The organism is Aeromicrobium sp. REDSEA-S32_B7, from assembly GCF_001626145.1.
In the GTDB taxonomy this organism is placed as follows: domain Bacteria; phylum Actinomycetota; class Actinomycetes; order Propionibacteriales; family Nocardioidaceae; genus Aeromicrobium; species Aeromicrobium erythreum.
The window spans coordinates 1-6,096 of record NZ_LUNF01000251.1 but is presented as its reverse complement, the minus strand read 5'-3'; the positions used below and the strand labels follow the sequence as shown (position 1 = coordinate 6,096).

At 72.5% G+C, this 6,096-nt stretch carries 4 protein-coding genes; 3 read left to right on the top strand and 1 reads right to left on the bottom strand.

Features of this window, described 5'->3' with window-relative positions; all coding sequences use genetic code 11:
• The coding region (locus A6Q79_RS15795; RefSeq protein WP_317698733.1) for a DEAD/DEAH box helicase at window positions 1–1,183 on the bottom strand (1,183 nt) is incomplete at its 3' end.
• A 97-nt stretch (window positions 1,184–1,280) separates the two neighbouring features.
• On the opposite strand from A6Q79_RS15795, the gene A6Q79_RS15790 reads away from it, so the two are divergent.
• The 3 genes from A6Q79_RS15790 (at window position 1,281) to topA (ending at window position 6,022) form a co-directional block, all read left to right on the top strand.
• Entirely contained in the window at window positions 1,281–1,637 is a 357-nt protein-coding gene (locus A6Q79_RS15790) for an STAS domain-containing protein (protein ID WP_286689864.1), read from the top strand.
• A 34-nt stretch (window positions 1,638–1,671) separates the two neighbouring features.
• Window positions 1,672–3,138: a methyltransferase gene (locus tag A6Q79_RS15785; protein ID WP_286689863.1), complete on the top strand. Its 1,467-nt coding sequence runs from the start codon at window positions 1,672–1,674 to the stop codon at window positions 3,136–3,138.
• A 133-nt stretch (window positions 3,139–3,271) separates the two neighbouring features.
• Complete coding sequence (gene topA / locus A6Q79_RS15780; protein WP_286689862.1) at window positions 3,272–6,022, top strand: type I DNA topoisomerase; 2,751 nt, start codon at window positions 3,272–3,274, stop codon at window positions 6,020–6,022.
• Window positions 6,023–6,096: the final 74 nt, after the last annotated feature.

Below are 6,096 nucleotides of genomic sequence, written 5' to 3'. Positions count from 1 at the left end.
CGGCTCGTCCCACCTGCTGCCAGAACGCCGCCCGCGTGCCGGGGAAGCCCACGCTGACGACGGCGTCGAGCCCGCTGACGTCGACGCCCAGCTCGAGCGCGTTGGTGGCGGCCAGGCCGAGCAGGTCGCCCGAGCGGAGCCGGTCCTCCAGGGCCCGCCGTTCCTCGGGCAGGTACCCGCCGCGGTAGGTGGCCACCCGGGCGGGCAGCTCGGGGGCGACCTCGCCGAGGCGCTCCTGCGCGCCTCGGGCGATGGACTCTGCCCCTCGCCTGGACCGCGAGAAGACGAGGGTGCGGGTGCGGTCCAGCACCAGGTCGGTGAGCACGTCGGCCGCCTCGCGGCCCGCGGACCGCCGGCTCGGCGGCTGCGACGGGTGCGCGGCGCCGACCAGGGGCGGCTCCCAGAGCGCGATCGTGCGCGGGCCGTGCGGCGAGGCGTCGTCGGTCACGGCCACCACGTCGAGCCCGGTGAGCCGCCGCGCCGACGCCTCCGGCTCGCTCACCGTGGCCGACGAGAGCACCACGACGGGCTGCGACCCGTGGTGCGCGCACACGCGCAGCAGCCGGCGCAGCACGTGCGCGACGTGCGCACCGAACACGCCCCGGTAGTGGTGGCACTCGTCCACGACGACGATCCGCAGTCCTGCGAACAGCCGTGCCCAGCGCTCGTGGCCGGGCAGGAGCGTGTGGTGCACCGTGTCCGGGTTGGTGAGCACGAGCTGCGCGTGGTCGCGCGCCCACGACCTCTCGTCGAGCGAGCTGTCGCCGTCGACGGTGGTCGCCCGGACGAGCGGTGCGCCGTCCTCGTCGCGGGGCAGACGGCGCAGCTGGTCGGCGGCGAGCGCCTTCGTGGGCGCCAGGTAGAGCGCGGTGGGGGCGCGGTGCCCACGGATCGCGTCGCCCGCCCGACCCCGGACGAGCGCGTCGAGCGCAGGGACCTGGTAGGTCAGCGACTTCCCCGAGGCCGTGCCCGTGGACACGACGACGTGTCGACCCGCGTGCACGTGCGCGAGCGCCTCGGCCTGGTGCGCCCAGAGGTGGGTGACGCCCTGCGCCGCGAAGGCCGTGCGCACGCGCGGGTCCACCCACTCCGGCCAGGGCTCCACGACGGCGTCGCGGGCGGGGACCTCGTGCAGGTGCAGGATCCGGTCGGCGTAGCGCGTCAGCACTCGGTCCGGTTCCACGGTGCCATCATCCCAGGGCCCCCGTCGGGGGCGCGGACGACGGGGCGTCGAGGCGTCCGGCGTGGTTGACTTGGCGTACCTCCGAGGAAGGATGTTGATGGAGCTCCTGCTGACCACCCGCACCGACGAGCCCTTCGAGATCATCGAGGTCGGCGGCGAGATCGACGTGTACACCGCCCCGCGGCTGCGGGAGGCGATCGTGGAGGCGATCGACGCCGGTCACCTGCGCCTCGTCGTCGACGTGCAGCGCGTCGACTTCCTCGACTCGACCGGTCTGGGCGTCCTCGTCGGCGCCCTCAAGAAGGTCCGGGCGGGCGGGGGCTCGCTCGACATCGTCTGCACGCACCCGCGGCTGCTCAAGATCTTGGAGATCACGGGCCTCGACAAGGTCTTCGGCCTGCACGACTCCGTCGAGGCGGCGCGCGCCGCGCACGACACCGCCGGCCTCGCCTGACGCCGGCCCGACGTCGGCGTGACACGCTGACGCCATGGAACGACTACGCGCCCGCCTGACCGACGTCGGCTTCACCGTCGAGCGGGTGCAGGCCCTGCTGGGGCCCGAGGCCCAGGGCGCGCTGCTGCGCAACGAGACGACCCCGGCGGAGCGCGCGACCCGCGACGGCTCGCCCCTCTCGACCCTGGTGCGGCTCTTCTCCCTGCAGCGACCCGAGCCCGCGGCGGCGGTCGAGGCCGCGCTGCCGGGGCAGGTGGACGACCTCGTGGGCCGGGGTGTGCTCGCCCGGGACGGTGACGCGGTGCGAGCCGTGGTCGACGTCCGCCCGTACGGCGACGAGACGCACGACTGGTGGGTGGTCTGCGACCTGACGCCCGGGCTCGACACGCGCCCGATCGAGGTCGGGCCCGAGCACGTCCTCGGCATCAGCGAGGCGTCCTCCTCGCTCGCCCAGCTCACCGTCCCCTCCTCACGCCTCCTGCCCGGCGGCGAGTCGACGCGCGCGCTCGACCTCGGGACGGGGTGCGGCGTGCAGGCCCTGCACCTCGCGCAGGGGCACGACCGCGTCGTCGCGACCGACGTCAACCCCCGTGCCCTCTGGGCGGCACGGCTCACGGCGGAGCTCAACGGCGTCGACGTCGACGTGCGCGACGGCTCCTTCTGGGACCCGGTCGCGGGCGAGCGCTTCGACACCATCGCCACGAACCCGCCGTTCGTCGTCTCCCCGCCCACCGGCGACCGGCTCGTCTACCGCGAGGGGTCCCTCGAGACCGACGGCGTCGTCCGCACCGTCGTGGCCGGCGCGGCCGACCACCTCGTGCCCGGCGGGTGGTGCCAGGTGCTCGGCAGCTGGGTGCACACCGACGAGCCGTGGCAGGACCGCCTGGGCGGGTGGGTCGGCGCCACCGGGCTCGACGCGTGGGTGGTCCAGCGCGAGGTCGTCGACCTGTCGGCGTACGTCGAGATGTGGCTCGCCGACGCGGGAGTCCGGCACCGGCCCGACTACACGGCCCGCTACGACGCCTGGCTCGACTGGTTCGACGACCAGGGCGTCCAGGCCATGGCGTTCGGCTGGATCAGCCTGCGTGCGGCGCACCGCGACGTGCCCGTGCTGCGGCTGGAGGAGTGGCGCCACGAGGTCGTGCCGCCCGTCGGCGCGGCGGTCCTGTCCTGGGGCGAGCGCGTCGACGCCCTGGCCGCGGCCGACGACGTGCTCGACGTCCGCTGGCGCCAGGCGCCCACGCTGACGCAGGAGACGTTCGGCCGGGCCGGCGAGGAGGACCCGGAGGCCATCGTGCTGCGCCTGGGGGAGGGTCTGCGCCGGGCCGCCCAGGTCGACACCGTCCAGGCGGGGCTGGTCGGTGCGCTCGACGGCGACCTGACGGCCGGGGAGGTGCTCGACGCGCTCGCGCAGCTCCTCGAGCGCGATCCCGAGGTCCTGCGCGAGCAGTACCGTCCGGTCGTCCACGAGCTCGTCGCCGACGGCCTGCTCGTTCCCTGACCGCCTCGCGCGGGCCCTGTGGCGCGCGCCACCTGCGGCCCCGGGGCACGATGTTCCTTGACAAGGCGCGTTAGCGTATGCCGCGTCCGGCCCGCTGTCCGTGCGCCCGGACCGTCCACGAGGGAGTAACACCGTGACCACGCTCGTCATCGTCGAGTCGCCGAACAAGGTGCGCAGCATCCAGTCGTACCTGGGTGACGGCTACGTCGTCGACTCCAGCGTGGGCCACATCCGCGACCTCCCGAAGGGTGCCGACCAGGTGCCCGCCAAGTACAAGGGCCTGCCCTGGGCGCGCCTCGGCGTCGACATCGAGAACGGCTTCGACCCCGTCTACGTCGTCGCCGCCGAGAAGAAGCCGCAGATCACCAAGCTCAAGAAGCTCCTCAAGGAGGCCGACGAGCTCGTGCTCGCGACCGATGAGGACCGCGAGGGCGAGGCCATCGCCTGGCACCTCTTCGACGAGCTGAAGCCGAAGGTCCCGGTCAAGCGGATCGTCTTCAACGAGATCACCAAGGAAGCGATCACGCGGGCCGTCGAGAACCCGCGCGACATCGACATGGACCTCGTCGACGCGCAGGAGACCCGCCGCATCCTCGACCGTCTGTACGGCTACGAGGTCAGCCCCGTGCTGTGGAAGAAGGTCATGTCCGGCCTGTCCGCGGGTCGCGTGCAGTCGGTCGCGACCCGCCTCGTGGTCGAGCGCGAGCGGGAGCGCATGGCGTTCCGCTCCGCCTCCTACTGGGACCTCGACGCCACCTTCGACGCCGGCGAGCAGCACGAGGACGCGCGCTTGTTCCCGGCCCGTCTGGTGACGGTCGGCGGCAAGCGCGTGGCGAACGGTTCGGCCTTCGCCGACGACGGCACCCTCAAGAACGCCGACGTCGCGCACCTCGACGAGGCACGCGTGACCGCCCTCGCGGCGGGTCTGCGCGACGAGACGTTCACGGTCGCCGGTGTCGACGCGAAGCCCTACACCCGCAAGCCGTACGCCCCGTTCCGCACCACGACCATGCAGCAGGAGGCGTCGCGCAAGTTCGGCTTCGGCGCCGCCCGCACGATGCAGGTCGCGCAGCGGCTGTACGAGGGCGGGCACATCACCTACATGCGCACCGACTCGATCACGCTGTCGCAGACCGCGCTCAACGCCTCGCGCGCCCAGGTCAAGGAGCTGTACGGCGCGGAGTACCTGCCCGACAAGCCCCGCACCTACGCCGGCAAGGTGAAGAACGCCCAGGAGGCGCACGAGGCGATCCGGCCCGCGGGGGAGCGGTTCAAGACCCCGCAGGCCACGGGGCTGCGCGGTGACGAGCTCCGGCTGTACGAGCTGATCTGGAAGCGCACGCTCGCGTCGCAGATGAAGGACGCCCGCGGCGAGCAGGTCTCGATCCGCCTGACCGCGACCGCCTCCGACGCTGCGGGCGCCGACGCGGGAGCGCCGGTCGAGCTGACCGCGTCGGGCCGCACCATCACGTTCCACGGCTTCCTGAAGGCGTACGTGGAGTCCCGCGAGGACAACGGCCAGGGCGACGACCAGCAGACGAAGCTCCCGGCGCTCGCCCAGGGTGACACGGTGACCGCGCACGAGCTGACGCCCGCCGGCCACGAGACGAAGCCGCCCGCCCGCTACACCGAGGCCTCGCTCATCAAGGAGCTGGAGGACCGGGAGATCGGTCGCCCGTCGACGTACGCGTCGATCATCGGCACCATCCAGAACCGTGGGTACGTGTTCAAGAAGGGCACCGCGCTCGTCCCGGCATGGATCGCGTTCAGCGTCGTCCGGCTGATGGAGCAGCACTTCCCCCGCCTCGTCGACTACTCCTTCACGGCCGAGCTCGAGGACGTCCTCGACCAGGTGTCGCACGGACGCGAGGAGCGTCAGCGCGTGCTCGAGGGGTTCTGGGCCGGCAGCGGCGAGAAGGACACCGGACTCAAGCGGCTCATCGAGAACCTCCCCGACATCGACGCCCGCGGTCTGGCCACGTTCGAGCTCGGCGACGGCGTCGCGGTGCGCGTCGGGCGCTACGGGCCGTACGTCGAGGGCCCGCCGATGGTCCCCGGCAAGGACGGTGTCGACGTGCCCACGCGCGGCAACGTGCCCGAGGACCTGCCACCGGACGAGCTGACGCTCGAGAAGGCCAAGGAGCTGCTGGCGAACCCGGCCGGTGCCGAGAAGATGCTCGGCACCCACCCGGAGACGGGGCTCGACCTCGTCGTGAAGAACGGTCGCTTCGGTCCCTACGTGCAGGAGCTGCTGCCCGAGGACGCCCCGAAGGGCGAGAAGCCGCGCACCGCGAGCCTGTTCCGCACGATGAGCATGGACGCGATCGGCATCGACGACGCCGTCCGGCTCCTCACCCTCCCGCGCGTCGTCGGCACCGACGTCGACGGCACCGAGATCACCGCGCAGAACGGTCGCTACGGGCCGTACCTCAAGAAGGGCACCGACTCGCGCTCGCTCGAGTCGGAGGACCAGCTGTTCACGCTCACCGAGGAGCAGGCGCGCGCCATCTACGCGCAGCCGAAGACCTACGGCCGCCGCGGCACCGCCAAGCCCCCGCTGAAGGAGCTCGGCGTCGACCCGGTCAGCGAGAGGCCGATCGTCGCGAAGGACGGCCGGTTCGGCGTCTACGTGACCGACGGCGAGACCAACGCCTCGCTGCGCAAGGACGACGACCTCGAGACCCTCACCGAGGAGCGCGCCCAGGAGCTCCTCGCTGAGCGCCGCGCCCGCGGTCCGGTCAAGAAGACGGCGAAGAAGAGCGCCAAGAAGGCCACGACCAAGAAGACCGCTGCGAAGAAGACGACGGCCAAGAAGACGACGACGGCGAAGAAGACGACGACGGCCAAGGCGGCGACGAAGTCGTCGGCAGCGAAGAAGAGCTGAATCCTCTCGGCTTCCTGGTCGTGACCTTGCTGGTGCGCTGCCGTAGGGAGTCTGTGCTTGCCGGTGCGCTGCCT

What these genes read in the sequence shown, in the direction of transcription:
- A6Q79_RS15785 (WP_286689863.1), top strand. Translation starts at nt 1,672, where the DNA reads ATGGAACGACTACGCGCCCGCCTGACCGACGTCGGCTTCACCGTCGAG.
- A6Q79_RS15790 (WP_286689864.1), top strand. Translation starts at nt 1,281, where the DNA reads ATGGAGCTCCTGCTGACCACCCGCACCGACGAGCCCTTCGAGATCATC.